The organism is Micromonospora sp. WMMD729 (assembly GCF_049315225.1).
GTDB lineage: Bacteria > Actinomycetota > Actinomycetes > Mycobacteriales > Micromonosporaceae > Micromonospora.
In genome coordinates, this window is record NZ_CP186059.1 from 6,415,134 (window position 1) to 6,439,633 (window position 24,500).

Genomic DNA, 24,500 nt, shown 5'->3' on the forward strand with positions numbered 1-24,500 from the left:
AGCCCGGACCGGGATCGGACACCCGCCGTCGTCCATGCGTCGTGACGCCCCGCACGCGGCGCGGCGGTCAGGAGGTGGGGTCGGCGAGTTCGGCGTCGAGTCCGACCGGCCAGTCGGCCGCGAGGGCGCTGAGCCGGGCCGCGGCGTCCGCCGGATCGGCACCGCGACCGACGGCCAGCCCCAGCAGGTACGCGGTGACCGGTGCCCCCGGTCGCACCACCTGGTGGGCGACGTCGCGGGCGAGGTCCAGCACCGCCGGCACCGGCACCTCGGCCGGATCGAGGCCCACCTCCGCGCAGGCCGCCGTGATCCAGTCGTCCAACACCGTCATCGCAGCAACTCCCTAGCCCGGCGTACGTCCTCGTCAGTGTCGCAGTCGAACCAGGGCGGTGGACCCGCGCCGGCCCACGGCACCTCCCGGACCACGAGCCGGGCCGTCAGCGCCCGTACCGCAGCGCCGGCCAGGCCGCCGTCCCGCTCGGCCGCCAGCCCGGCCAGCGCGGTCCGTAGCGCGTCGACCCGCCACACCCCGCACAGCGACTGCCGGCGGCCGTCCGCGTCGACGAAGCACACCCCGTCGACAGGTTCCGGGGCGCGGACAGCGCCGGCTCGCGGGCCGGACGGGCCGTCGGCTGGGGCGGCGAGCGCTGGACTCTCAGCGGCGGCGAGGTGGGTCAGCAGGTCGCCGATCGCCGCGCGGGTGAGCAGCGGCAGGTCGGCGGCGAGCAGCGCGACGACCGTCGTGTCGGGGTCGAGCAACGCCGACCCGGCCGCGGTCGCGGCGACCGGCCCACCGCCGGGCGGATCCTCCCGGGTCACCCGCACGTCGTCCGGCAGGCCGTCACCGGGACCGACCAGCACCCGGGGCGCGGCATCACCCACCGCCGCCAGGACCCGGTCGCGCATCGAACGGCCACCGACCGGGAGCGCGGGCTTGTCCACCCCACCCATCCGGCGGGCGGCCCCACCCGCGAGCACCACGGCGGCGTACGTCCCCACCCGGCCACGGTAGCCGTGTCGGCGCTCGACCGCCGGGCGCGGCGGGACGCCTGATGACCGGCGGCAGGGTGGCGCGCCCGATTTCCGGGACTCGACCCGCCGGGCGCGGCGGGACGCCTGATGACCGGCGGCCGTGCGGAGCGGCCGGGGCGAGGTGCAGGATGACGGGATGGGACGGGCGACTGACCGACGGGGCGTACTGCGGATCGACCTGAACGCGGCGGTCGACGGACGCGCGGCGGTCCGCCGGCCGGACACGCTCGCCGTGGAGGAGCCGCTGGAGATCCGGGTCGGCGCGGCCGGTCCGGGGCCGCGCAAACCGCTCGCCGTCACCATGCGTACCCCCGGCGACGACCTGGACCTGGCGATCGGCTTCCTGCTGACCGAGGGCCTGATCCGGTCGACCGACGACGTGCTGACCGCCCAGCTCTGCTCCGGTGTCGAGACTCCGAACACGTACAACGTGGTGGACGTGGTGCTCACCCCCGGGGTGCCGGAACCGACCACCGACCCGTCCCGGAACTTCTACACCACCAGCTCCTGCGGAGTCTGTGGCAAGGCCAGCATCGACGCGATCCGAACACGCTCGCTGTTCGACGTCACGGCGGACCCGATCGCCGTACCGGCCGCGCTCCTCGCCGAGCTACCCGACCGGTTGCGGGCGGCCCAGCGCGCCTTCGACCGCACCGGCGGGCTGCACGCGGCGGGGCTGTTCACCCCGGCCGGTGAGCTGGTGGTGCTCCGCGAGGACGTGGGCCGGCACAACGCCGTGGACAAGGTCATCGGTTGGGCGGTGCGGGAACGCCGACTGCCGTTGGCCGGGCACCTGCTGCTGGTGTCCGGACGGGCCAGTTTCGAGCTGACCCAGAAGGCGTGGATGGCGGGACTGCCGCTGCTGGCCGCCGTCTCCGCGCCGAGCACCCTCGCCGTCGAGCTGGCCGAGGAGGCGGGCATGACGCTCGTCGGCTTCCTGCGCGGCCAGACCATGAACGTGTACGCCGGCCCGCAGCGGATCACGGTCGAGCAGCCGGCCCGGCAGGACCGCTGATCGACACCACATCGCCGATGTCGGGCCATCCCGACGCCCGGACACCCCCACATCGCCGATCTGGGTGTCGATGAGCTGCGGCTCCTGGGGTCAACGGCGGCCACGGCGGCGTCGCTTGCGAGGGCGGACCACGCCGGGCATACCGACCGCGGGCCAGCCGTCCAGCTCGGAGGGGGGTACGCCGCGCCGGAGCAGGTCGTCCAGGAGCAGGGCGAGCGAGTAGTCGGGGTGCAGGCTCAGCGTGCGTTCCAACGCGACCGCCGCCAGCGCACCCTGCCCCGCCCGCCATGCCGCGAACGCCAGCAGCGCGCCGGGCGCGGCGGTCAACTCCGGCTCGGCCCGGCGCAGCACGTCGGTCCAGAGGTCGATGTCCCGGTCGCGGCCGTCGGTGCGTTCCCAGGCATGGTCGCGGACCGGCAGGTGACCGAGCAGCAGGCTGAGCCAGGCCACCTCGTCATCGTCGAGCCGCTCGCCGCGCCGCTGCCGGCGTTGCGCGTCCCGAACCGCGGCGACGCCGGCGGAGCGCACGGCCCGCCCGCCGAGGACGTCGCTGGCGGGCGCCTGCTCGATCAGCTCGACCAGTCGTCGTTCGGCCCGGGCGGTGGCGGCGTGCAGTGCCTCGCGGGCCGGGCCGGTCACCGGCGACACCTGCGCCACGAGAGCCGCCCGGTCGGGGAGTGCGACCTGACCGGCGAACACGGCCGACGCGGTCACCGCATTGGCCTGCGGGTCGTAGCGCCGACCCTCGGGTGGGCAGCAGTCCGCCTCGGTACACAGGTAGGACCACCACCGCCCGTCGGTCACCCGCAGCGCGTCGAGCACTTCCAGGCCGGCTGCCGTGAGGGCGGCGCGTACCGCGTCCACGCTCGGGGTCACCCGGTCGGGCGGGCCGTAGCCCACCACGGTGGCGGCCTGGGCGCCCTGCCGGTGGATCACGCCGGCCAGATGCCGGGCGCGGTCGACCAGGTCCGTGGAGGGATCGGGCAGGTCGGCGCGGGCGGCGAAGATGATCTGCCGGCCGCGCAGCGCCACCGCGACCACACTGTCGGCGGGGTGGAAGCCGAGCAGGTACGGCACGGCGGCGATCAGGTCGGCGGGCGAGCGGACGGAGAGCTTCGCACGTTCGGTCGAGGTCATGCAGGGAGGCTGCGCCCGAGCTGCGGCACCTTCCAGACCCTGTGGATGACACGCGGCTTATCCACAACTACGGAAAGTATTCATGCTGGTAGACGTCATTCGATGTGCTCACACGACACCACGCTGTCATGGGCAGCGGCTACCGTGCGCTGATGGACCTGGCGTACCTACGCGCGCACCCGGCACACCTGCCGACGTTCCGGACCCATCAGCGGCTCCGGGAGACGCCGGTCGCCGGGGGCGACATCTGCGCCGCCGCCCGGCTGACCCTGGACGACGGCCACTCGGTCTTCGCGAAGTCCTGGCCGGAGGGGGCCGACCGGCCAGCGCCCGAGGGCTTCTTCGCCGCCGAGGCCGCCGGGCTGCGTTGGCTGCGCGAGGCCGACGCGATCGGCGTACCCGAGGTGATCGTGGAGCTACCCGACCTGCTGGCGCTCGACTGGGTCGAGCCCGGCGAGCCCACGCCGCAGGCCGCCGACCGCTTCGGTCGGGAGTTGGCCGCCCTGCACCGGGCCGGCGCGCCCGCCTTCGGCGCACCCTGGGCGGGCTTCATCGGTGCGCTCGCCCAGGACAACACCCTCGACGACGGTCCCTGGTCGACGTGGTTCGCGCGGCGTCGACTCGTCCCCTACCTGCGCCTGTCCGTCGACGGCGGCGCGCTCACCAGCAGCGACGCCGCGCTCGTCGAGCGGGTGATCGCGGGGATCGACGAGTTCGGCGGGGACGAGCCGGCGGCCCGCGTCCACGGCGACCTGTGGCCGGGCAACGTGCTGTGGGGCACCGACGAGCGGGCCTGGCTGGTCGACCCGGCTGCGCACGGCGGCCACCGCGAGACCGACCTCGCCCAACTGGCGCTCTTCGGCGGGGTGGCGCACCTCGACCGGGTGCTGGCCGCGTACCGGGAGAGCTGGCCGCTGGCCGACGGTTGGCGCGACCGGGTGCCGCTGCATCAGCTGCATCTGCTGCTGGTGCACACCGCACTGTTCGGTGCCGGCTACCGCGATGCGGTTGTCCAGCTCGCCCGAGCCGCCCTGGGTGGCGTCGAGCGCGCTACGGTCGACCGGTGAGTGTCGACCGACGTACCGACGGCGTCCTCGTCGACCGGTACGGCCGTGTCGCGCGGGATCTGCGCGTGTCCCTCACCGACAAGTGCAACCTGCGGTGCACGTACTGCATGCCGGCCGAGGGGCTGCCCTGGTTGGCCGGCCCGCAGCTGCTCACCGACGACGAGATCGTCCGGCTGGTCCGGGTGGCCGTCGAACAGCTCGGTGTGACCGAGGTGCGGTTCACCGGCGGGGAACCGCTGATCCGGCCCGGGCTGGTCGGCATCGTGGGCGCGGTCGCCGCGCTCGATCCCCGCCCACGGATCTCGCTCACCACGAACGGCATCGGCCTGGACCGGCTGGCGCCCGCGCTGCGTACGGCTGGTCTGGACCGGGTGAACGTCTCGCTGGACACCCTGGACGCGGCCCGGTTCACGCAGCTCACCCGCCGTCCCCGCCTCGACGCGGTGCTGGCGGGGCTGGCCGGTGCGGCGGCCGCGGGTCTCGACCCCGTGAAAATCAACGCGGTGCTGATGCGCGGCGTCAACGAGGACGAGGCGCCGGCGCTCCTCCGCTTCGCGCTCGACCACGGCTACCACCTGCGGATCATCGAGCAGATGCCGTTGGACGCCCAGCACGGCTGGGACCGCAGCACGATGGTCACCGCCGAGGAGATCCTCGCCTCCCTGCGTACCCACTTCGACCTCAGCCCCGACCCGGCCGAGCGCGGCGCGGCGCCGGCCGAGACCTGGCTGGTCGACGGCGGCCCGGCCCGGGTCGGCGTGATCGCCAGCGTCACCCGGCCCTTCTGCGGCGACTGCGACCGCACCCGGCTGACCGCCGACGGCCAGGTCCGTGCCTGCCTGTTCGCCACCGAGGAGTCCGACCTGCGGTCGGCGCTGCGCGACGGCGCGACCGACAACGAGTTGGCGCGGCGGTGGCGTACCGCGATGTGGGGCAAGCGCGCCGGGCACGGCATCGACGACCCCACCTTCCTCCAGCCGACCCGGCCGATGTCCGCGATCGGAGGTTGAGTCGTGGAGCCGAGGCCGCTGACCGTCCGCTACTTCGCCGGGGCGCGGGCCGCCGCGGGCCGCGCCGAGGAGGTCACGCCCGCCGGTCGGTCTCTCGACGACCTGACCGCCGAACTGGCCCAGCGACACGGCGACCGGCTGGCCGCCGTGCTGCGGGTGGCCAGTTTTCTCGTGGACGGCGTCACCTGCCATGATCGTCGGGCACCCCTGCCGGGCGGGGCCACGATCGATGTCCTGCCCCCGTTCGCGGGCGGCTGAGGGGGGCGAACACATGTTGGCGGTTCTCGGGTTCCTGGGTGTCCTGGCGCTGGTCACCGGCCTGATCCACCTCTACCTGTGGAAGCGACTCGTCCGGGACACCACGACGCCGGGCCGCTGGCGTCGGATCGGCGGGATCGCCGCCCTCGTGCTGGCGTTGCTCGTACCGGCCACCCTGATCGGCACCCAGGCCGGCCTCTACTGGCTCGCGTGGCCGGGCTACCTGTGGCTGGCCGTGATGTTCTACCTGCTGGTCACGCTGGTCGTGCTGGAAGTGCCGATGCTGGTCACGCGACTGGTGCTGCGCCGCCGGGTGACCGCCGCCGAACCGACCGCCGCCGCCCCCGAGCCGGTACTGGTCGGGGCCGCCGGGTCCGCCGATCCGCCGGCCGCCGAGGCGGTCGCGGCACCCGACCACGACCCCGGCCGCCGCCTGCTGCTGGCCCGTGGGGCGGCCATCTTCGCCGGCCTCACCGCCACCGGCATCACGGGGTACGGCGTCCGCACGGCACTCGGCCCGCCGCACCTGGACCGGGTGCAGATCCCGCTCAGCAAGCTCCCGCGCAGCATGGACGGTCTGCGCATCGCCACCGTCTCCGACATCCACCTGGGCCCGCTGCGCGGCCGGGCGCACACCGAACGGATCGTCGCGGCGATCAACCGGCTCGACGCGGACCTGGTCGCGGTCGTCGGCGACCTGGTCGACGGCTCGGTCGCCGAGTTGGGCCCGGCCGCCGCGCCGCTGCGGAACCTGCGCTCCCGGTATGGCAACTTCTTCGTCACCGGCAACCACGAGTACTACTCGGGGGTCGAGGAGTGGGTCCAGGAGGTGGACCGGCTCGGCCTGCGGGTGCTGCAGAACCGTCGGCAGGAGATCCAGGCCCGGGGCGGTGTGCTCGACCTGGCCGGCGTCAACGACCTGGACGCGGATCCGGCGGGCACCGGCCTGGCCGCCGGCCCGGACTTCGACGCCGCCCTCGGCGACCGCGACCCGAGCCGCCCCGTCGTCCTGCTCGCACATCAGCCGCTCGCCGCCAGGCAGGCCGCCCGCTACGGCGTCGACCTGCAACTCTCCGGGCACACGCACGGTGGGCAGTTGATGCCGTTCAACCTGGCCGTACGCCTCCAGCAGCCGGTGGTCAGCGGGCTCGGCGAGGTGGACGGCACCAAGGTCTACGTGACCAACGGCGCCGGTTTCTGGGGCCCGCCGGTGCGGGTGGGCGCCGAGCCGCAGATCAGTCTCGTGGAGTTGCGCTCGGCATAGCGGACGTCACGTCCGCGCGTGGCGCAGGGCGGCCCGCGCGGCGGGCGTGACAGGATGCGGCGTGCCCCCGTTCAGCGCCGTACCCCCCGGTGGCCTCCCTCCCTTCGTCGCGGACCTGCACATCCACTCGAAGTACTCGCGCGCGTGCAGCCGCGACCTGACCCTGCCGACCCTCGGATGGTGGGCGCGGCGCAAGGGCATCGCCCTGCTCGGCACCGGCGACTTCACCCACCCCGCCTGGTACGACCACCTGGTGGATTCGCTGCGCCCGGCCGAGCCGGGGCTCTACCGGCTCAGCCCGGAGGCGGAGCGCGACATCGCCCGCCGGTTGCCGCCACGGCTCGCCGGTACGACCGACGCGGACGCGGTCCGGTTCATGCTGAGTGTGGAGATCTCCACGATCTACAAGCGGGACGACCGCACCCGCAAGGTGCACCACCTGATCTACCTGCCCGACCTGGCGGCGGTGGCCCGTTTCAACACCGCTCTCGGGCGGATCGGCAACCTCGGCTCCGACGGCCGACCGATCCTCGGCCTGGACTCGCGGGACCTGTTGGAGATCACCCTCGAAGCCAGCCCGGACGGCTATCTCGTGCCGGCGCACATCTGGACGCCGTGGTTCTCCGCGCTGGGCTCGAAGTCCGGCTTCGACGCGATCGCCGACTGCTACGCCGACCTGGCCGAGCACATCTTCGCCGTGGAGACCGGCCTCTCCTCCGACCCGGCGATGAACTGGCGGGTCGGCAGCCTGGACGGCTACCAACTGGTCTCCAACTCGGACGCGCACTCGCCGCCGGCGCTCGGGCGGGAGGCGACGGTGCTGACCGCCGAGCGGGACTACTTCGCCGTCCGGGAGGCCCTGCGTACCGGTGTCGGCCTGGCCGGCACCATCGAGTTCTTTCCCGAGGAGGGCAAGTACCACGCGGACGGGCACCGGCTGTGCGGGGTCAACTGGTCCCCGGAGCGGACCCGGGCGGCCGAGGGCCGCTGCCCCGAGTGCGGCAAGCCGCTCACCGTGGGTGTCCTCAGCCGCGTGGAGGAACTGGCCGACCGTCCCGAGGGGCACCGGCCGGCACACGCCCGGGACGTCACCCATCTGGTGCCGCTCGCCGAGATCCTTGGCGAGATCAACAAGGTGGGCCCCCGGTCGAAGAAGGTCGAGGGGCGACTCAACGAACTGCTCGCCGCGCTCGGCCCCGAGCTGGAGATCCTGACGACCACGCCGTTGGCAGACATCGCGCAGGCCGGTGGTGAGCTGCTCGCCGAGGGGATCGGGCGGCTGCGGCGAGGCGACGTACGCCGGGTACCGGGTTACGACGGCGAGTACGGGGTGATCACGCTGTTCGATCCGACGGAGCTGGGCAGGGGCGCGGGCACGGCACAGGAGACGCTGTTCGACGTACCCGTGTCGGTGCCGGCGCAGCGACGGCCGGCGGAGCCGGCGGCTCGCGCGACGGCCAAGCGCCCGGCGGCGGCCAAGGCCGAGCCGAAGCGCAAGTCGACCCCGCCTCCCGCACCACCGATCGCGCCGCCGCCGTCACCGCACGAACCGTTCGAGCCGATGCTCTCCGGCATGGAGGAGGTCGGCACCGGCCTGCTGGACCGCCTGGACGCGATGCAGCGGGTGGCGGCGTCCGCCCCCGGCGGGCCGCTGCTCATCGTGGCCGGACCGGGCACCGGCAAGACCCGGACGCTGACCCACCGGATCGCGTACCTCTGCGCGGAGCTGAACGTCTTTCCGGAGCACTGCCTGGCGATCACGTTCACCCGTCGCGCGGCCGAGGAGCTGCGGCACCGCCTCGACGGGCTGCTCGGTCCGGTCGCCGAGGACGTCACCGTGGGTACCTTCCACGCGCTGGGGTTGACCATCCTGCGGGAGAACGCCGACGCGGCGGGCCTGCCCGCCGGCTTCCGGATCGCCGACGACGCCGAGCGGGCGGCGGCCCGGTCGGAGGCCGGCGACGATGCCGCCGCTTACACGGCATTGCTGCGCAAGCAGGACCTGGTGGACCTGGACGAGTTGGTGACCCTGCCGGTGGAGCTGCTGCGGGCGGACCGGAAGCTGGTCGAGCGGTACCGGGACCGCTGGCGGTGGATCTTCGTCGACGAGTACCAGGACGTCGACGCGGTGCAGTACGAGCTGCTGCGGCTGCTCAGCCCCGCCGACGGCAACCTGTGCGCGATCGGTGACCCGGACCAGGCGATCTACTCCTTCCGGGGCGCCGACGTCGGCTACTTCCTGCGTTTCTCGCAGGACTTCACGGACGCCCGGTTGGTCCGACTGAACCGCAACTACCGCTCGTCGGCGCCGATCCTGGCCGCCGCCGTGCAGGCCATCGCGCCATCCTCGCTGGTCCAGGGACGGCGACTGGATCCGGCCCGGCTCGACCCGGAAGCCCCGCTGGTCGGTCGGTATCCGGCGTCGTCCGTGGCCGACGAGGCCGACTTCGTGGTCCGGACGGTCGACGAACTGGTCGGCGGGCTGTCGCACCGGTCGCTGGACTCGGGCCGGATCGACGGCCGCTCCACGACGTTGTCGTTCTCCGACATCGCCGTGCTGTACCGCACCGACGCGCAGGCCGCTCCGATCGTGGACGCGCTGACCCGGGCCAACATTCCGGTGCAGAAGCGCTCGCACGACCGCCTGCGGGACCGGCCCGGAGTGGCGGCCATCGCCCGCGAGCTGCGGCACGCCGACGGGCTGGCCGGGTCCCTGGCGGCCCGGGTGCGGCTGGCCGGTCAGGTGGTCGCCGAGCGGTTCGCGGTGCCCACGCTGGACGGCGGGGGCAGCGGGGTCCGCCCCGAGGACGTCCGCGCCGCGGTGGACCTGCTGACCCCGCTGGCCCATCGGTGCGGCGACGACGTGGAGGCGTTCCTGTCGCAGTTGGCCACCGGGGCCGAGGTGGACGCGCTCGACCCACGCGCGGAGGCGGTCACCCTGCTGACCCTGCACGCCGCGAAGGGTCTCGAGTTCCCGGTGGTCTTCCTGGTCGGTGCCGAGGACGGGCTGCTGCCGCTGCGCTGGCCCGGCGCGACGCCCGACGAGGACGCGGTCGCCGAGGAGCGCCGACTCTTCTTCGTCGGCCTGACCCGGGCCCAGGACCGGCTGTACGTCAGCCACGCCGCGCGGCGGACGCGGCACGGCGTGGAACGGGACTGTCCGCCCTCGCCGTTCCTCGCCGCGATCGACCCGGGCCTGTTCGAGCGGTTCGGCGAGACCGAACCCCGCCGCCCCAAGGACCGCCAACTCCGCCTGATCTGATCCCGCTGGGGAGCGCGGGGGCCAGCTGGCACGTTGAGCGTGATGACTCAGAGGCATCAAGATGACTCAGAGGCATCACGCTCTTTCGACAGGCGGCCGGGCCAGGTCCCAGCACGGGCGGCCGGCGCACGGCACGGGCGGGCCCCGACCTCAACCGAGGAGCACGCCGAGCCACGCGCCGGTGAGCAGGGCCGGACCGAGCGGGAGCAGGGTGTCGCGGCGTACCCGTCGCGTGGCGAGCAGCCCGAGCACCAGCCCACCCTGGAGCAGGTGCGCCAGCAGAAGCCCGGTGAGCAGGGCGTCCTGACCCAGCCAGCCGAGCGGCAGTCCGAGGACCGCGGCGAGCTTGACGTCCCCGAAGCCGAGCCGGGATCTCGGCAGCAGGGCGAGCAGCACGTGCGCCGCGCCGGCGAGAACCGCACCGACCACAGCACCGACCAGCCGCCCCGGAGTGCCGGCCAGCAACGCCGCCCCGGTCAGCCCGCCGAGTGCCAACGTGCCGGCGGCGACGACCAGCGCGTCGGGCAGCCGCAGGCACGCCAGGTCGACGAGGGCGAGCACCAACCCCACCACCGCCACCGCGACGAGGACCGGCAGCGCCGGGTCGTCGCGCCGCACGGTGGCGAGCCCCACGAACACCACGACCGCCAGTGGCGGACAGAGCCAGGCCGACCCGATCCGCCGGGCCGGCGGGTCGACGAACCGCCGGGCCAGCGAGGGTACGACGAGACCGACCAGCCCGCCGAGCAACGCCACCCCCACCAGCGCAGCCGCCGACATGGACCGGACGTTACCGGCGGCCCTCGGGCGGCGTGGCCCCCGAACGGGATCCCGCGCCCGGCCGTCGAGGACGTTCGGTGCTCACCACCAGGGCCACCCCGGCGACGATGACCGCCCCGCCGAGCAGCACCTGCGGCGTGATCGGCTCGGCCACGAGCAGCGCGCCGAGCGCCACCGCGACCGCCGGGTTCACGTACGCGTACGTCGACACCAGCGAGATCGGCGCGTTCTGCAGCAGCCAGACGTACGCGGTGAAGGCCACCAGCGAACCGGCCACCATGAGGTAGCCCAGCGCCAGCCAGGACCGGGCGCTGACCGTCGACGGGTGGAAGTCCCGCAGCTCGCCCCGGCCGGCGGCGACCACGGCCAGCGCCAGCGCGCCGGCCGCCATCTCGTACACGGTCGCCACGAACGGGTCGGCGGGCATCCGGATCCGTCCCGACAGGAACGACCCGACCGACCAGGCGGCGGCCCCCGCCACCACCGTCAGCGCGCCGACAAGCGGCACCGCCTTCGCGCTGCCGGCGGGCAACACCAGCAGCACCAGACCGGCGAAGCCCACGGTGACCCCGGCGAACGTCCAGAGCGGCGGCCGGTCGCCGGTGGCCGACCGCAGCAGCACCACGAGCAGCGGCACGGTCGCCACCAGCAGGGCGGCGACGCCGGAGGGCAGCGCCACGCCGGGCGGTCCGGACTCGGCGAGCACGACCAGGCCGTTGCCGCCGGCGAGCAGGAGCACACCGACCAGCGCGGCAGAGCCGAGCTGTCGACGCCCCACGCGGAGGGCGCCCGGCCCTCGGCGCAGCCGCAGCACCACCGCGAGCACCAGGCCCGCCACTGCGAACCGCAGGGCGGCGGACAGCAGCGGCGGCACCGTCTCCACCGTGATCCGGATGGCCAGGTAGGTGGAGCCCCACAGCAGGTAGACCACGATCAACGCGGTCCAGACCAGGCTCGGGGCGGTGTCGGCGCGGCGGCCGGATGCGGCGGCGGCGCTCGGTGGAGATGAGCTCATCGGTGGACCACGCTACGGTGACCTCGGAGTCGGCGTCGCGCATTGGTGGCCGGCCTCTCACCACTTGCGCAGGAGGGCGGCATGACGAACTACGGACCACCGGGTGAGGGCTACGGACGCCCGTGGCGTGGGCAGCGGCCCGACGAGACGCCCAACCGGCCGCCGCAGCAGCCCTATCCGCCGGCTGCGGAGCCCTACCCGCCGACGGTCCAGCCCTACCCGGTGGCGTCGCAGCGACCCGGCCCCTACGGCGACGGCCCGTACGGCGGCGCACCAGCGGCGCCCCACGGCGGCGGCCAGTACGGCGGCGGAGCAGGCGGACAGTACGGCGGCGGCACCGGCGGGCAGTACGGCGGTGGAGCAGGCGGGCAGTACGGCGGCGACGCGGGCGGACAGTACGGCGGTGCGGCCTCGGGGCCGTACGGCGGCGGGTACCCGGCCGACCGCAACCCGGGCTACGGCCCGGCGTCCTACCGGCCCGACGATGACGATCCCGTACCCGCGCCTCCGAAGCGGGGGCGGGGACCGCTGGTCGCGGTACTGGCCGTCGTGGTGCTGCTGCTGGTGGCCGGCGGCGGCGCGTACTGGTTCCTGCGGGGGTCGGACGATCCGGCGCCGACGACGGCCGCGCCGACCGGTTCCGCCGGTGCGGCAGAGCCCAGCGCCGCCGCGAACGAGCCGGACGAGCCGGTACCGAGCGCCGCCGCGCCCGAGTCGTCGGCCGACCCGCGGTTCGTCAAGGTCGGACAGTGTGTCCGCAACGACGGCGTGGCCGGGGGCAAGCCCAAGCTTCTGATCAGCGGCTGCGCCCCGAAGTCGTACGAGGTGCTGCGCCGGATCGACGGCGCGACCAGCGGTGAGCGCGACGCCGAGGCCAAGTGCGCCAAGGTGGAGGGCTACACGAACTGGTACTTCTTCGACAGCGAGCTGGACACCCTCGACTTCGTGCTCTGCCTGAAGCAGCGCTGACCACCCACCCCTGGGGATGACATGACGACCTACGGACCACCGGGTTCCGGGCAGCCGGACGACCCGTACCAGCGTCCGCCGACCGGTCCCGGCGGCCCGCCACCGGTCGATCCGACGCTCCCGCAGTGGGGACCACCACCACCCCAGCCCGGGCAGTGGGCGCCCCCGGAGCAGCCCTCGCAGTGGGCGCCCCCGGAGCAGCCCGCACAGTGGGGTGGCCCGGAGCAGCCGACGCAGTGGAACGCCCCGCCGCAGCCGACGCAGTGGAACGCCCCGCCGCAACCGGCGCAGTGGAACGCTCCGCCGCAGCAGCCGACGCAGTCGGACGTGCCGCCGGGGCCGTTCCCGCCCGCCCCCGGCCAGCCGGCGCCGCCGTGGGGGCCGCCGCCCGGCGCGTACCCGATGCCGCCGGCCGCTCCCGCGGGCCGGAGCGGCCGGAAGGTGGCCCTGATCGTGGGTCTGGTCGTGCTGCTTCTGCTCTGTCCCTGCCTCGGCCTCGCCGGCTGGGCGGCCTGGCGCATCGCCGACGCCGACAACGACACCACGCCCGCGCCGTCCGCGACCGCCCCCGTCGTCCCTCCCGGCCTGCCCAGCGATGCGCCGAGCCCGGTGCTGCCGTCGCCGGACGAGGAGGAGGAGTTCGCCAAGGGCGACTGCGTGGTCAACGACGGCACCGAGGCGGACGCGGAGCTGCGCAAGGTGCCGTGCGGCCCGAACACCTACCAGGTGCTGCTGCGGATCCCGGCGACCACCGACGGCGACCGCTGCCAGACGCTCGCGCCGCAGGCGACCGCGAACTACGTGCACGACAACTCAATCGACCTGTTCGACTACGTGCTCTGCCTGAAGAAGCGGTAGTCGATTCCCGAAACTAGGGCTGTCTAGCGTGGACGCTAGACAGCCCTAGTTTTGTATCGACGACCTCGACACGCCGGTAGCCTCATCTATCCATATCTAGCTTCGCAGCTAGAGGGCCCGATACTCTGCGATGCGTGGATCCGGTCCGCAACCCGTACGCCCCGGGCGCCGGCCAGCGCCCACCCGAACTCGCCGGGCGGGGGCGCGAGCTGGACGTGTTCGACATCGTGCTGGAACGCATCGCCCGCGGCCGGCCCGAGCGCAGCCTCATGCTCACCGGGCTGCGCGGCGTCGGCAAGACCGTCCTGCTCAACACCCTGCGATCCCAGGCGATCAACCGGCTGTGGGGCACCGGCAAGATCGAGGCGCGGCCGGACCAGTCACTGCGCCGCCCGGTCGCCGCCGCGCTGCACATGGCGGTCCGCGAACTCGCACCACGCCACCGCGCCCCCGACCGGATCGACGCCTTCCTCGGGGTGCTCAAGGCGTTCGCCCAGCGATCCGCGCCGGCCGGTCGCGGTGCCGCGCCGAAGCTGCGTGACCGGTGGCAACCCGGCATCGACGTACCGGCCGCCAGCGGTCGGGCCGACTCCGGCGACATCGAGATCGACCTGGTCGAACTGTTCACCGACGCCGCCGCCGTGGCCAGCGACGTGGGCACCGGCATCGCGCTCTTCATCGACGAGATGCAGGACGTCGGGCCGGAGGACGTCTCGGCACTCTGCGCCGCCTGCCACGAACTGTCCCAGCTCGGCGCCCCACTGATCGTCGTCGGCGCCGGGCTCCCGCACCTACCGGCGGTGCTCAGCGCCGCCAAGTCGTACTCGGAACGGCTGTTCCGCTACCAGCGCATCGACCGGCTCGACCGGATCGCCGCCGACCAGGCGCTCTGCGCACCGGCCGAGCGCGAGGAGGTGGAGTACGAGCAGAAGGCGCTCGACCTGCTCTACGAGAAGTCCGGCGGCTACCCGTACTTCGTCCAGGCGTACGGGAAGGCGACCTGGGACCATGCGCCACGGTCGCCGGTCACCGCGGCGGACGTCCGGGTCGCCGCGCCGGAGGCCGAGGCCGAACTGGCGGTCGGGTTCTTCGGCTCCCGGTTCGAGCGGGCCACCCCGGCCGAACGGGAGTACATGCGGGCGATGGCCACGCTGTCCCTGGTGGAGGGCGAGGCCGGCGACGCGGTCCGCGACGACATGGACGCCGCCGTGCCCACCGCCGAGATCGCCCGCGCCCTCGGCCGCAAGCCGGCCAGCCTCTCCCCGGCCCGGGACGCGCTGATCAAGAAGGGGCTCATCTACTCGGGCGAGCGGGGCACGGTGGCCTTCACCGTCCCACACTTCGGCCGCTACCTGCGCACCCAGCCGGCCTGACCGCGCTACCGCCGGCCGCGCCGGCGCGTCAGACCTGGGACCAGGGCGCGGGAAAGACCACCTCGCCGCGCGGCGGGGCGCCCTCCTCGCTGGTGGACGGCGGCAGCACCAACGCCTGCCACGGCTCGCCGAGACCGGCCCACGGGCTGCTCAGACCCAGCTCGGCGGCCGGTCCGAAGCCGAAGCGACGGTAGAAGGCCGGGTCGCCGAGCACCACGACCAGCCGCTCACCCAACTCGGTGGCGGCGTCCAGGGCGGCCTGCACCACCGCGCTGCCGTGCCCGACCCGCTGTCGGTGCGGCGCCACCGCCACCGGCCCGAGTGCCAGGGCCGGCGCCACGGCACCTCGTTCGGGGCGTACCCGCACCCGGGTGAGCAGCGCGTACCCGACGACCTCGCCGCCGTACTCGGCGACCATGGCCAGCTCGGGCAGCCAGGCGTCGGTGCCCCGCAGGTCGTCGACAAGTCCCACCTCCGGCGGCGTCTGCACCTCCGGGCGGGCGAACGCCGAGGCCAGCACCCGACGCACCGGACCGGCGTCGGCCGGGTCCTCGGGGCGGAGCCGTAGCGTCGTCACCCGCGCGACGTTACCCGTCACGCCCCGTCCATCAGCGATGGTCGCTCGATTCGGCGTGGCGCGCGGGCACGCCGACCGATCCGGATCCGACGGTTGCCCGGGTAGCAAACGCCGCGACGGGGTATGACTGATCCATGACGCCCGTACGTTCCCTCGCCCGCGCCATGTTGAGCGGCATCTTCGTGATCCAGGGCTACCGCAACCTCCGCAACCCGCACCGGCTGGCGGAGACCGCCAAGCCGGTGACCGACAAGGTCGCGCCGCTGTTGCGCAAGGCGCACCCGAACTTCCCCACCGACACGGAGTCGTTGATCCGGCTCAACGCGGCGACGCAGGTCGGGGCGGGCCTGATGCTCGCCACCGGGCGGTTCAGTCGGCCCGCCGCACTGGTCCTGGCCGGCACCCTGGTGCCGGTGACCATCGCCGGGCATCCGTTCTGGAAGAACGACGACCCGATCGCCAAGAACAACAACCAGATCCACACCCTCAAGAATCTCGGGCTCCTCGGCGGTCTCCTCCTCGCGGCCGTCGACACCGGCGGCAAGCCCGGCATGCGATGGCGTACGGGTCACCGCATCGGCCACTCTCGACGTTCCGTGCAGCGCGCCGTACGCACCGCCCGCCGCGAGGCACGGATCGCCGTCCGCTCGGCGGCGACCGCACGCCGGCTACCAGGCTGACCTGCCTCGATGCCTCTCGTTCGCACCCCCACCCCCCGCTAAGGCCGCGAATTACCTGAACCACCCGGTAGGCGTTAACGCGGTGGAAATGTCAAAAACATGTGTGGGATCGGACACGGTCGCATAACGCGGGAGGCACTGACGTGAGGCGCCGTTCTAGGCTCCGTGCAGGACCTGGAAGGCTAGGACGACCTTGGTACGGGGGTGGCCACGCCATGCCGACGACTGTCGGTAGACGGGCGGACCGCCTCGCCCCAGTTCAGCGCATGACCCGGGGGATCGATCGCAGGAATGTCGTACGGGGCGCCCTCGTGGTCGCCGTCGCCTACGCCGCATGGCTCGCCATCGGGGAGTTCGGGCGACCGTACAACTTCTTCGACATGAAGATCTACCACGGTGCGGTGGTGTGGTGGGCGAGCGGTCACGAGCTCTACGAGTTCATCGCGCCCGGCACCACGCTCGGCTTCACCTACCCGCCGTTCGCCGGGCTCGTCATGTTGCCGATGGCGCAGCTCCCGATCGGCGCGGCCGGAATGGTCAACGCCGTCGCCAGCATCGCCGCGCTGGCACTGGTGCTGGCCGGGCTGCTGCGGCCCATCGTGGACCGCTTGGCGTGGCCACTGTGGTTCACCGTGGCCCTGGCCGTTCCGCTCGCCGTCGCCATCGAGCCCAGCCGCGAGACCCTGGGCTACGGCCAGGTCAACCTCCTGCTGTTCGCGCTCATCATGGCGGACCTCATCGGGCTGCGCTGGCGCTCCCGCCGGGGCACCCACTACGCCGCGACCGACGGCCCGCTGCTGCGCTTCGTCTACGGTGGCGCCTGGGCGGGCACCGGCATCGGCCTGGCCACCGCCGTCAAGCTCACCCCGGCGCTGTTCATCGGCTACCTGCTGATCACCCGGCAGTGGCGGGCGGCGGCCACCGCGACCGGCACCGCGATCGGCGTGACCATCGGAACGTTCGCCATCGTCGGCGACGAGTCACGCACCTACTTCGGCAGCGTGCTCTGGCAGACCGAGCGGGTCGGCGCGGCCGACATGACGCCGAACCAGTCGCTCGCCGGCCTGCTGGCCCGCCTGTACGACTCGATCGAGACCCCCGGCCTGCTCTGGCTCGCCTTCTCGGTGCTGATCCTGGCGCTCGGCCTGTCCCGGGCGGCCAGTTCGCGTGCCGACGGCGACGAGTTGACCGCGTTCACGCTCGTCGGCCTGACCGCCAACGTGATCAGCCCGATCTCCTGGACGCACCACCTCGTCTGGGTGATCCCGGCGATCATCGTGCTGGCCGACGCCGCCGTACGCCGCCGCGAGGCGAGCAGGGGCCTCGCGCAGCGCACCGGCCAAGGGTCGGCGTTCGGTGGCCTGAGCGGCCTCAACGCCCTGCGCCCCCCGATCTGGTATCCGACGCTGACCGGGCTCCGGCACGGCGTCGCCGCGATCGGGCTCTACCTGCTGTTCCTGGTCTCCCCGATCTGGCCGTACGAGCACCAGTTGCCGGAGGTGTCGCACTACCAGGACGGCCTGTTCGGGGCGCTGATGGAGAACTCGCTGGCGCTGGCCCTGATCGTGCTGGTCGCCGCCCTGCCCTGGCGGCCCGGTGCCGAGCCGGCCTTCTACGGCGAACGACTCGCCCGGGCGGTCGTGGTCAACGGCCGTCGCTAGGGCATGGTCAGGGGCAGTTGACCCACTCCTCGGTACCGTCGGCGAAGACCTGCCGCTTCCAGATCGGCAACCGGGCCTTGGCCTCGTCGACCAGCCGGGCACACGCGGCGAAGGCCGCGGCGCGGTGCGCCGTGCTCACCGCGGCGACCAGCGCCACGTCACCGATGGCCAACGGGCCGACCCGGTGCGAGACCGCCACCGCGTACACGTCGGGGTCGGCCGCGATCTCGGCGGCGACCTCGCGCAGCACCTGCACGGCGCTCGGGTGCCCCTCGTAGTCCAGGCTCACCACCGCACGCCCGTGGTCGTGGTCGCGGACGACGCCCTGGAAGGAGACGACGGCACCGGCCCGCCGGTCGGAGACCGCCGCCTCGTGGGCGGCGAGGTCCAGGGGCCGGTCGGTGACCTCGACGACGGTGATCGCCGGCGCGGTCACGACGCCCGCTCCCCGGGCAGCAGCGGCAGCGGCACGATCGGCACCCGGTCGCCCGGCGCGCCGCTGGTGCCGGGCCGGATGACGGCGAACCCGTCGGCGCCCGCGAGGCCGCGCAGCATCGCCGAGCCGACATGCCGCACCGGGTACGCCGTGCCGGCGGCCCGGTCCAGCCGAACCAGCGCCAGATGGGTGTGGTCGCCGCGACCGGGCACCGCCTCGGCCAGGGTCGCCTGCGGCAACACCGGCATCGAACGACCCGTAAGGCCGGCCAGCAGCGGCGCGACCAGGGACACCAGCGCGACGATGGCGGACTGCGGATTGCCCGGCAGACCGGCGACGAACCGGACCCGTCCGTCCGGATCGACCAGCCGGGCCAGCAACATCGGGAAGCCCGGCCGGACCGCCACCGTGTTGACCACGTAGTCGGCGCCGAGCGCCTCCAGGGTCGGGTGCAGATGGTCGACCGGACCGTGCATCGTGCCGCCGGTGGTGCAGACCAGGTCGGCGTTGGTCAGCGCCGCCCGCAACGCCGCCACGTGCGCGGGCAGCGTGTCGGCCACCGGTCCCACCACGTCCGAGGGCCGGACCTGGCAGCCGTACCGCCGCAGCCACGCCGGCACCGCCGGGCCCAACGCGTCCCGCACCCGGCCCGCCCCGGGCGGACCAGCGGTCAGCAGCTCGTCACCGAAGACCAGCAGCGCGGCGCGCGGCGCGCGCCGGACCCGCAGCGTGTCGTGCCCGCAGGACGCGGCCAGGCCGATCACCGCCGGGTCGACCGGCGTGCCGACGGGCAGGAGCTCCTCATCGGCGTACGCCTCCTCGCCCGGCTGCCGCCACTCCGGCGTCCGCCGGGGCGTGCCGCTGACCAGGCCGTCGGCGACGGTGGACTCCTCGACGCGCAGCACGGCGCTGGCGCCCGCCGGAACCATGGCCCCGGTCGCGATCTCGACGGTCGTGCCGTCGTCGGTGAGCGGTGCGGGAGTGTTACCGGCCAGCACCCGGCCGACGATCCGCCACGGCCCGTCGCCCCGGACGGCCCAGCCGTCCACGCTGGAGGTCGGGAACGCGGGCAGGTCGGTGCGGGTGGTCAGGGGCTCGGCCAGGGTCAGCCCATCGGTGTCGACAAGTGGCCGGGCTACGGCGGGCAGTGCGGCGGCAAGGCCCACCGCGTACACCCGGGACCGCGCCTCCTCCCACCCGGCCGGCGGGGGCGCGGCCACCTGGTCCGCCGTTGGTGTGGTTTCCGTTCGCACCGACCGAGCCTATCGGCACCGACCGACGCGTGGCGGGGCCTGGGACGACCGGCTCAGTGGTCACCGCCACGCAACTGGTCGACAGTGTGGTTGAGGATCGGCCCGAGCACGGCCAGCCCGTCGCGGGCGCCGCCCGTCGAGCCGGGCAGGTTGACCACCAGCATCCGGCCGGCCACCCCGGCCAGCCCCCGGGACAGCACCGAGGTGGGCACCCGCTCTCGACTGTGTGACCGGATCGCCTCGGCGATGCCGGGAATCTCGTAGTCCAGCAGCGCCCGGGTCACGTCCGGCGTGCGGTCGGACGGCGTGACGCCGGTGCCACCGCTGGTCACCACCACGTCGACACCGTCGGCGTGGGCGTCCCGCAGCGCGTCGCCGACGGGCTCGCCGTCGGGCACCACCACCGGATCGTCCACCTGACAGCCCAACTCGCGCAGACCCGCGACGAGCAGCGGCCCGCTGGTGTCGGCGTACACGCCGGCCGCCGCCCGATTGGACGCCACGATCACCCGGGCCCGGATCACGGCCGGTCCTCCGGTCGGACCCACTCGCCGGTCTTGCCGCCCTCCTTGCGGAGCACCCGGACCGCCTCCACCGAGGCCGCCGGGTCGACCGCCTTGACCATGTCGATGAGCGCGAGGCCGGCGACCGCCACGGCGGTCAGCGCCTCCATCTCGACTCCGGTCCGGTCGGCCGTGCGGGCGGTAGCGGTGATCTCCACGGTGTCGGTCGTCAGTCGCAGGTCGACGGTGACGCCGTGCAGGGCGATCGGGTGGCAGAGCGGGATCAGCTCCGGAGTGCGCTTGGCCCCCATGATGCCGGCGAGCCGGCCCACCGCCAGCGCGTCACCCTTGGGCAACCCGTCACGGTGTAGCAGGTCGATGACCTCTGCCGTGGTGCGCAGACGGCCCGCGGCGACGGCCAGCCGACCGGTCACCGACTTGGCGGAGACATCGACCATGCGGGCCGCGCCGGTCCGGTCGACGTGGCTGAGCTGCGCGGGTTCGGTCACGGCCGTGAGCCTATCGGTGCGGTACGACGCGTGGGCGCGCGGAAGGGGCGACGGCCCAGCAGCGCGCCGGGTGCGACGGCGCGTCCACCGGGCCATCACCCCTTCCTGGCCGGACCCGCCACCGGCGTCGCTGGGGGGTGACCCGGTGGCGGGCGTGTCTCGACGACCTGGTTCTGCCCAGGGGCAGAACCTCCCCCGTTCGTCGATACGTGTGAGAAGCTACCGAGCCCGGCGATAAGAAATCGATAAGCGATGTTCGAGCAGGTCAGCGACCTGCTTCGGCGTCCAGTTCGGCGAGCTTTCGCTCGACGTCGAGGCGTTCCGGCACGCCCATCCGACGGAAGATCGCGAGGGCCCGCTCCCAGTGCCGCCGGGCCTCGGCCGGATCGACGGGGGCGAAGTGCTCGGCCAGCCCGGCCAGTGCCCGCCCCTGCTCGTGCGGGTGCGCGATCCGGGTCGCCAGACGCAGGGCCTCGCGGTGCATCTCGGCTGCCTCATGGTCCCGCCCACGGGCTCGCAGTGTTTCGGCCAACTCGTTCAACGCCACGGCCTCAATGTGCCGTTCGCCGACCTCGGCAGCCAGAATCCGGGCCGACTCATGTTGCTGCTGCGCCTCGACCAGCCGCCCGAGACCGCGATAGGCGATGCCGAGATCGATGCGAACCTCAGCCTCGGCGTATCGGTGACCGGTGCGGTCACGCATCGCCAACGAGCCCATGAGGATCCGGATCGCCTGGGAGTGATCCCCCATCCGAGTGCGCGCCGAGCCGATGTGACTGAGCGCGTTGAGCATGTGGAACTCGTCGGAGTTGGTCCGTGCCCACGCCAGGTGTAGACGATGCAACCGTAACGCTTCCTCGTGGCGTCCCAGAGCCATGAGTGCCAGACCGAGGTTGGGCAGCAGTATCGGCGCTCCGGCGTTCCCGTACACCGTGTCGCGCAGGCATTCGAAGCCAAGTGTCACCGCCTCGTTGAGGTGGCCGCTCCAGAGATAGACGGCGGCGAGGTTGGCACGGCATCGCGCAGCACCCAGCACGTTCCCTGACCGGTGGAAGTGTTCGACCGCGCGGGACAGGTAGTCGAGAGTGTTCTGCTTGTCACCGGTACGAACGTATGCTGAGGCCAGGTAGTTGTTCATCAACCCCATGGCGTCGGCGTCTCCGGTCGCCTCTGCGGCGGCCAGTCCGTACCGATGGGCTCGGATGATGTCCTCGAAGTACCCGCGGATGTAGCAGAAACGCCAGAGGGAACGCGCGAGCCGCCAGGCGTGTTCGGGGAAGCCGGAATCCTGTGCTGCCGACACCATCGTCACCAGGTCGGTCCGTTCCGTCTCCAACCACTCGACGCCCGGCTCTCCGACGGACTCGAGTAACTCCGGGCGGCCGAACGGGAGGCGCGTGAACTGGGAGCCGATCACGCCCGGTTCGAGCGTCTCGGCGACCCGCAGCGTCGCTGCCAGCACGAAATCGAAGAGCTGTCGCAGAGCGGCCTGCCGATCGACGGCGGGGTCGATGTGCGAGCACAGTTCGACGGCGTACTGGCGCACGAGGTCATGCAGGCGATAGTGGGTCGAGTCCAGATCCTCCACCAGGTGCCGATCGGTGAGGTCGTCGAGCGCCACCTGCGCTTCCGCCACCGTCAGGCCGGTCAGCGCGGCGACCACGGGCGGGCTCAACCGACTGCCCGGGTACAGGCCCAGGAAGCGGAAGACGCGCTTGATCGACTCGGGAAGAGGCCCGTAGGAGGCAGCGAACGCGCTGGCGACCGTGCTGTTCTCCCCGCCCAGCCGGAGGAGAACCGAGGGGGTGCCGGCCATCTGTGCGGCCAGGTCCGCCAACCGCCAACCGCGGCGGTGGGCCAACCGGGCGCTGGCCAGCCGGATCGCCAGCGGGAGACGGCCACAGCGCCGGACCACCTCGACCGCCGCTTCCGGCTCGGCGTCGACCCGTTCCCGGCCGACGCTCAGGGCCAACAGCTCTACGCCCTCGTCGGAGGACATGACCGGCAGGGACTGCGACGCCCCGAGATCAGGATGGGCGAGCCGACGTCGCGACGTCACCAGCACGACGGCGGTCGGCTCGATCGGCAGAAGGGGGAGGATCTGGTCGCTGCTGGCCGCGTTGTCCAGAATGATCACCGACCTCCGCCGGGCCAGCTCGCGTCGCCAGAGTTCGGCCCTGTCCTCCAGGTCGACCGGCACCCGCTCGGGCGGCACCCCGAGCTGGCGAAGCAGGACAACCAGGGCTGACGCCGGCTCCATCGCGTCCTTGGCACCATGCCCGCGCAGGTCGACGTAGAGCCGGGCGTCCGGATACCTGTCACTCAGTCGACGGGCCAGATGCACGGCAAGCGTCGTCTTGCCGCTGCCGGCCATCCCGTCGATGACGTGCACGGCCGGAACGCGGTCCTCGACACGACGCGTCTCCGCGAGCAGCCGCGACACCACCGCCTCGCGACCGACGAAGTCGACGACCGACCGGGGCAGATGGTCCACCGGGTCGACTGCGGGCGACCGACCGGTCGTCGGGTCGCCCGTCGGCACGGGTGCGGTGGTGGTCGCCCGTCGCACCGTGCTCTCGCGCCGACCTGGAACATCCACGCGGTTTGGCGCTGCGGCGATCCTGCGCCGCAGCTCTTCGAGGTTGGCGCCCGGACTCACCCCCAACTCCGTGATCAGGTGCTTGCGGATCTCGTCGTACGCGACGAGCGCTTCGGCGTTGTCCCCGCGCTCGTGCAGGGCACGCATGAGGAGCAGGTACGTCGGCTCACGGAGCGGATGGCGCGCGACCACCTCCCGCAGCGACGGGATCGCCAGATCACCTCGACCGGAACGCAGGTGGACGTCGGCGAGCAGTTCCACCGACAACAGTCGCTCTTCCTCGACCGCGACCGTACGGGCTTTCAGGACCGGGCCGAGCGGAACACCGGCGAGCATGGGGCCCGACCACCTGGCCAGGGCACGGCTCAGCAGCTGACCGGCCTGCTCCAGGTCGCCCGCCACCAGCGCCTGTCGACCCGAACTCGACTCCGACTCGAAGCAGAAAACGTCAATCATGTGTGGCTGCGCGTCGAGTCGGTAGCCGTTCCGCTGCCGCACGATAGCTCCGCACCCGGGCTGCAACGCGTCAAAGCCTCGGCGCAGATTAGCGGCGTACGTCCGCACATTCGCCACCGCGGATCGCGGCGGACGGTCGGCCCATAGCTCGTCGACGAGTTCGTCCACGCTCACCAGTTGGCCGGGTTGCACCGCGAGCATTGCGAAGATTGCCTGCTGTTTGGGAGTGCCCGTGCGCAGGGTGCCGCTTGGAAGTTGCGCCGAAAGGCCGCCCAGAAGCCGAATCTCCACCGTCCCCTACTCCAGCCGTCACCGGGTATTCAATCAGTCACGCAACGAAGCCTACGATCCGGCACGCTCGGCGGCGGGGTGGGCCGTGAGGGACCGTCGCTCGCGGACGGTTCCCGGGCGGCGGCACGTCGCAGCGTGTGACCAGCAAGTTGCACCCCGGCAAACCCTTGAAGGTGGACGCTCGGGGCCCGTTGGATGAGACCGAAAGCCCGATCGACAATTCACCCGTCGAGCGCCCTCCTGATGAACTCCGACTGACCCGTCTTCGCTCCTGACCAAACTTCGGATGAGGCATCCCGGGGAGAGGCTTCATCCTGGTGGGAATAGCGTGAACACAATCTTCGAGCAATACCGTTAGCTGGGGAACCGACACGGGGGGTCATATCTGCAAGCGGTGACCGCACTCCGTCCAAGACAGGTGGACAGACCGTGACAAAAGCATGCCAGCTTGACTAATATTGCGCATAGCGACATTTATTCTAACTTAATTGCCCA

Annotated in this window: 22 protein-coding genes; 11 read left to right on the top strand and 11 right to left on the bottom strand. The window is 72.9% G+C overall.

What is annotated here, in order from left to right:
* Window positions 1–67: 67 nt before the first annotated feature.
* Together ACN263_RS29660 and mobA are read right to left on the bottom strand one after the other, a co-directional pair.
* Entirely contained in the window at window positions 68–331 is a 264-nt protein-coding gene (locus ACN263_RS29660) for a DUF6457 domain-containing protein (RefSeq protein ID WP_422737498.1), read from the bottom strand.
* Complete coding sequence (gene mobA, locus ACN263_RS29665; protein ID WP_422737499.1) at window positions 328–999, bottom strand: molybdenum cofactor guanylyltransferase; 672 nt, start codon at window positions 997–999, stop codon at window positions 328–330. The genes ACN263_RS29660 and mobA overlap by 4 nt, the downstream gene beginning before the upstream one ends.
* Before the next feature lie 169 nt (window positions 1,000–1,168).
* Between mobA and fdhD the strand changes: the two genes are divergently transcribed.
* Complete coding sequence (gene fdhD, locus ACN263_RS29670) at window positions 1,169–2,047, top strand: formate dehydrogenase accessory sulfurtransferase FdhD (RefSeq protein WP_422737500.1); 879 nt, start codon at window positions 1,169–1,171, stop codon at window positions 2,045–2,047.
* 90 nt (window positions 2,048–2,137) lie between these two features.
* Here the strand turns inward: fdhD and ACN263_RS29675 are convergent, their stop codons facing one another.
* Window positions 2,138–3,184, bottom strand: a complete 1,047-nt coding sequence (locus ACN263_RS29675) for a DUF4192 domain-containing protein (protein WP_422737501.1) — start codon at window positions 3,182–3,184, stop codon at window positions 2,138–2,140.
* Between the two features lie 152 nt (window positions 3,185–3,336).
* On the opposite strand from ACN263_RS29675, the gene ACN263_RS29680 reads away from it, so the two are divergent.
* The 5 genes from ACN263_RS29680 (at window position 3,337) to ACN263_RS29700 (ending at window position 10,045) form a co-directional block, all read left to right on the top strand.
* Window positions 3,337–4,251: a fructosamine kinase family protein gene (locus ACN263_RS29680; protein WP_422737502.1), complete on the top strand. Its 915-nt coding sequence runs from the start codon at window positions 3,337–3,339 to the stop codon at window positions 4,249–4,251.
* Window positions 4,248–5,261: a GTP 3',8-cyclase MoaA gene (gene moaA / locus ACN263_RS29685; protein WP_422737503.1), complete on the top strand. Its 1,014-nt coding sequence runs from the start codon at window positions 4,248–4,250 to the stop codon at window positions 5,259–5,261. The genes ACN263_RS29680 and moaA overlap by 4 nt, the downstream gene beginning before the upstream one ends.
* A gap of 3 nt (window positions 5,262–5,264) precedes the next feature.
* Entirely contained in the window at window positions 5,265–5,519 is a 255-nt protein-coding gene (locus tag ACN263_RS29690; protein ID WP_422737504.1) for a MoaD/ThiS family protein, read from the top strand.
* 13 nt (window positions 5,520–5,532) lie between these two features.
* On the top strand, window positions 5,533–6,783 hold the full coding sequence (locus ACN263_RS29695; RefSeq protein WP_422737505.1) for a metallophosphoesterase: 1,251 nt from the start codon (window positions 5,533–5,535) through the stop codon (window positions 6,781–6,783).
* 61 nt (window positions 6,784–6,844) lie between these two features.
* On the top strand, window positions 6,845–10,045 hold the full coding sequence (locus tag ACN263_RS29700; RefSeq protein WP_422737506.1) for a UvrD-helicase domain-containing protein: 3,201 nt from the start codon (window positions 6,845–6,847) through the stop codon (window positions 10,043–10,045).
* A gap of 150 nt (window positions 10,046–10,195) precedes the next feature.
* Here the strand turns inward: ACN263_RS29700 and ACN263_RS29705 are convergent, their stop codons facing one another.
* Both ACN263_RS29705 and ACN263_RS29710 read right to left on the bottom strand, forming a co-directional pair.
* Entirely contained in the window at window positions 10,196–10,825 is a 630-nt protein-coding gene (locus tag ACN263_RS29705; protein ID WP_422737507.1) for a prepilin peptidase, read from the bottom strand.
* 10 nt (window positions 10,826–10,835) lie between these two features.
* On the bottom strand, window positions 10,836–11,840 hold the full coding sequence (locus tag ACN263_RS29710; protein WP_422737508.1) for an EamA family transporter: 1,005 nt from the start codon (window positions 11,838–11,840) through the stop codon (window positions 10,836–10,838).
* Window positions 11,841–12,368: 528 nt separating this feature from the next.
* Here ACN263_RS29710 and ACN263_RS29715 point away from each other — a divergent pair.
* The 3 genes from ACN263_RS29715 to ACN263_RS29725 all read left to right on the top strand — a co-directional run bounded on the left by ACN263_RS29715 (window position 12,369) and on the right by ACN263_RS29725 (window position 15,040).
* Window positions 12,369–12,809 (top strand): LppU/SCO3897 family protein, encoded by a 441-nt coding sequence (locus ACN263_RS29715; protein ID WP_422740872.1) that lies wholly within the window; start codon window positions 12,369–12,371, stop codon window positions 12,807–12,809.
* Between the two features lie 447 nt (window positions 12,810–13,256).
* Window positions 13,257–13,667, top strand: a complete 411-nt coding sequence (locus ACN263_RS29720) for an LppU/SCO3897 family protein (protein ID WP_422740873.1) — start codon at window positions 13,257–13,259, stop codon at window positions 13,665–13,667.
* A gap of 134 nt (window positions 13,668–13,801) precedes the next feature.
* A complete protein-coding gene (locus tag ACN263_RS29725) occupies window positions 13,802–15,040 on the top strand; it encodes an AAA family ATPase (RefSeq protein WP_422737509.1) in 1,239 nt (412 codons plus the stop codon).
* Window positions 15,041–15,068: 28 nt separating this feature from the next.
* Here ACN263_RS29725 and ACN263_RS29730 read toward each other — a convergent pair whose 3' ends face one another.
* Window positions 15,069–15,617, bottom strand: a complete 549-nt coding sequence (locus ACN263_RS29730; RefSeq protein ID WP_422737510.1) for a GNAT family N-acetyltransferase — start codon at window positions 15,615–15,617, stop codon at window positions 15,069–15,071.
* Window positions 15,618–15,751: 134 nt separating this feature from the next.
* Between ACN263_RS29730 and ACN263_RS29735 the strand changes: the two genes are divergently transcribed.
* Both ACN263_RS29735 and ACN263_RS29740 read left to right on the top strand, forming a co-directional pair.
* A complete protein-coding gene (locus ACN263_RS29735; protein WP_422737511.1) occupies window positions 15,752–16,297 on the top strand; it encodes a DoxX family protein in 546 nt (181 codons plus the stop codon).
* Between the two features lie 215 nt (window positions 16,298–16,512).
* Window positions 16,513–17,958 (top strand): glycosyltransferase 87 family protein, encoded by a 1,446-nt coding sequence (locus ACN263_RS29740; protein WP_422737512.1) that lies wholly within the window; start codon window positions 16,513–16,515, stop codon window positions 17,956–17,958.
* A gap of 7 nt (window positions 17,959–17,965) precedes the next feature.
* Here the strand turns inward: ACN263_RS29740 and ACN263_RS29745 are convergent, their stop codons facing one another.
* The 5 genes from ACN263_RS29745 to ACN263_RS29765 form a co-directional block, all read right to left on the bottom strand.
* Window positions 17,966–18,394, bottom strand: coding sequence for a molybdenum cofactor biosynthesis protein MoaE (locus ACN263_RS29745; protein WP_422737513.1), 429 nt, complete (start codon window positions 18,392–18,394; stop codon window positions 17,966–17,968).
* A complete protein-coding gene (locus tag ACN263_RS29750; RefSeq protein ID WP_422737514.1) occupies window positions 18,391–19,647 on the bottom strand; it encodes a molybdopterin molybdotransferase MoeA in 1,257 nt (418 codons plus the stop codon). The genes ACN263_RS29745 and ACN263_RS29750 overlap by 4 nt, the downstream gene beginning before the upstream one ends.
* A 53-nt stretch (window positions 19,648–19,700) precedes the next feature.
* Window positions 19,701–20,171, bottom strand: coding sequence for a MogA/MoaB family molybdenum cofactor biosynthesis protein (locus ACN263_RS29755; RefSeq protein WP_422737515.1), 471 nt, complete (start codon window positions 20,169–20,171; stop codon window positions 19,701–19,703).
* Entirely contained in the window at window positions 20,168–20,659 is a 492-nt protein-coding gene (moaC, locus tag ACN263_RS29760) for a cyclic pyranopterin monophosphate synthase MoaC (RefSeq protein ID WP_422737516.1), read from the bottom strand. The genes ACN263_RS29755 and moaC overlap by 4 nt, the downstream gene beginning before the upstream one ends.
* Window positions 20,660–20,924: 265 nt before the next feature.
* Window positions 20,925–23,714 (bottom strand): ATP-binding protein, encoded by a 2,790-nt coding sequence (locus tag ACN263_RS29765; RefSeq protein WP_422737517.1) that lies wholly within the window; start codon window positions 23,712–23,714, stop codon window positions 20,925–20,927.
* Window positions 23,715–24,500 lie beyond the last annotated feature (786 nt).

Bases quoted from the DNA above. Each gene is read 5' to 3' on its own strand.
- ACN263_RS29660 (WP_422737498.1), bottom strand. From the start codon at position 331: ATGACGGTGTTGGACGACTGGATCACGGCGGCCTGCGCGGAGGTGGGC.
- fdhD (WP_422737500.1), top strand. From the start codon at position 1,169: ATGGGACGGGCGACTGACCGACGGGGCGTACTGCGGATCGACCTGAAC.
- ACN263_RS29675 (WP_422737501.1), bottom strand. From the start codon at position 3,184: ATGACCTCGACCGAACGTGCGAAGCTCTCCGTCCGCTCGCCCGCCGAC.
- ACN263_RS29680 (WP_422737502.1), top strand. From the start codon at position 3,337: ATGGACCTGGCGTACCTACGCGCGCACCCGGCACACCTGCCGACGTTC.
- ACN263_RS29695 (WP_422737505.1), top strand. From the start codon at position 5,533: ATGTTGGCGGTTCTCGGGTTCCTGGGTGTCCTGGCGCTGGTCACCGGC.
- ACN263_RS29705 (WP_422737507.1), bottom strand. From the start codon at position 10,825: ATGTCGGCGGCTGCGCTGGTGGGGGTGGCGTTGCTCGGCGGGCTGGTC.
- ACN263_RS29710 (WP_422737508.1), bottom strand. From the start codon at position 11,840: ATGAGCTCATCTCCACCGAGCGCCGCCGCCGCATCCGGCCGCCGCGCC.
- ACN263_RS29735 (WP_422737511.1), top strand. From the start codon at position 15,752: ATGACGCCCGTACGTTCCCTCGCCCGCGCCATGTTGAGCGGCATCTTC.
- ACN263_RS29740 (WP_422737512.1), top strand. From the start codon at position 16,513: ATGCCGACGACTGTCGGTAGACGGGCGGACCGCCTCGCCCCAGTTCAG.
- ACN263_RS29765 (WP_422737517.1), bottom strand. From the start codon at position 23,714: ATGATTGACGTTTTCTGCTTCGAGTCGGAGTCGAGTTCGGGTCGACAG.